This window comes from Nguyenibacter vanlangensis (genome assembly GCF_013376155.1).
Classification (GTDB): domain Bacteria; phylum Pseudomonadota; class Alphaproteobacteria; order Acetobacterales; family Acetobacteraceae; genus Gluconacetobacter; species Gluconacetobacter vanlangensis.
The window spans coordinates 1-1,387 of record NZ_JABXXP010000717.1; the positions used below are offsets into that span (position 1 = coordinate 1).

Genomic DNA, 1,387 nt, shown 5'->3' on the forward strand with positions numbered 1-1,387 from the left:
CTGGCCGGCGCCGCTGTCGCCGCCCGAGACCGACCTGCCGGCGGGTTTCCTGCTGGCGGTGATCCGGCAGGAAAGCGGGTTCGATCCCGCCATCGTCAGCCCGGCCGGCGCCTATGGGCTGATGCAGCTTCTGCCGGCGGCGGCGCGCTACGTGTCGCGCCAGGCGCGGCTGGCCACCGGTCCGCTGACCGGCGCCAGCCTGACCGATCCGGACCTGAACATGAAGATCGGCAGCGCGTACCTGGCGCGGCTGATGCAGAAATTCGGCGGGTCGGTGCCCTATGTGCTGGCGGCGTACAATGCGGGGCCGCATCGGACGGACCAGTGGCTGGACATGCTGGGTGATCCGGCGCGCGCGCGGCCGACGGCGGATGCGATGCTGGCCACGGATGCGATGCTGGACTGGATCGAGAGCATTCCGTACGCCGAGACCCGGGGCTATATCCAGCGGGTGGAGGAAAACATGGCGATCTATCAGGCATTTGCGGCCGCCCGGTCAGGGGGGGGCGATTCTGGGGGTGCCGATTCCGGGGGTGACGATTCCGTGGCGGCCGCTTCCGCCGATGCCGGGATCGGGGCTGGAGGCGGCCGGTGAGCGTTGCCCGGCTGGTCGCGAGTTTCGGGGGGTGCGGATTTTCGCCCCTGGCGCCCGGCACCGTGGGGTCGCTGGCCGCGCTGGCCTGCGGGCTGCTGCTGGTCGGTCATCCGATGATCCTGGGGGCGGCGATCCTGGCCTGTTGCGCCGTCGGCTATCTGGCGACCGCGCGGGTCAGCGGCGGCGAGGATTTCGGCTGGATCGTGATCGACGAGGTGGCGGGGATGTGGATCGCGCTGATGCCCCTGGCGCTGGGCGCCGGGCGGGTCGATCCGTGGCATCCGGACCGGATCGGCATCTTGTGGCTGTTGCTGGCGTTTCTGCTGTTCCGCCTGTTCGACATCACCAAGCCGGGGCCGGTCGGCTGGTTCGACCGGCGGCATGATGCGCTGGGGATCATGGGCGACGATGTGGTGGCGGGCGTGCTGGCGGCGGGGGGGCTGACCCTGCTGCGCTATCTGGTCGCGCTGTAACCGGGTTCCGGGCGGCCCTGGCTGTCGGGCCCGGATGACGGATCATCGAGGGAGCTGGAGCATGGACATGGTGCTGGACGCGGCGGTGCTGGCGCAGGCGGCCCGGATCCTGGCGGTGCTGGGGGATGCGGGGCTGCGCGTGGTGACGGCCGAGAGCTGTACCGGCGGGCTGGTCGCCGGGGCGCTGACGCAGCATGGCGGATCGTCCGGCATGGTCGAGGGCGGGTTCGTGACCTATTCCAACGACATGAAGATGGCCGTGCTGGGCGTGCCGCGCGTGCTGCTGGAGCGCCATGGCGCGGTCAGCGCCGAAGTGGCC

General features: G+C 70.9%; 3 protein-coding genes. All 3 read left to right on the top strand.

The window, feature by feature from the left end; genetic code table 11:
- A partial coding sequence (locus HUK84_RS18350; protein WP_176641517.1) for a lytic transglycosylase domain-containing protein occupies positions 1–595 on the top strand: 595 nt, incomplete at its 5' end.
- Positions 592–1,068, top strand: coding sequence for a phosphatidylglycerophosphatase A family protein (locus HUK84_RS18355; protein WP_176641518.1), 477 nt, complete (start codon positions 592–594; stop codon positions 1,066–1,068). The genes HUK84_RS18350 and HUK84_RS18355, both read left to right, overlap by 4 nt.
- 67 nt (positions 1,069–1,135) lie before the next feature.
- A partial coding sequence (locus tag HUK84_RS18360) for a CinA family protein (RefSeq protein ID WP_246285770.1) occupies positions 1,136–1,387 on the top strand: 252 nt, incomplete at its 3' end.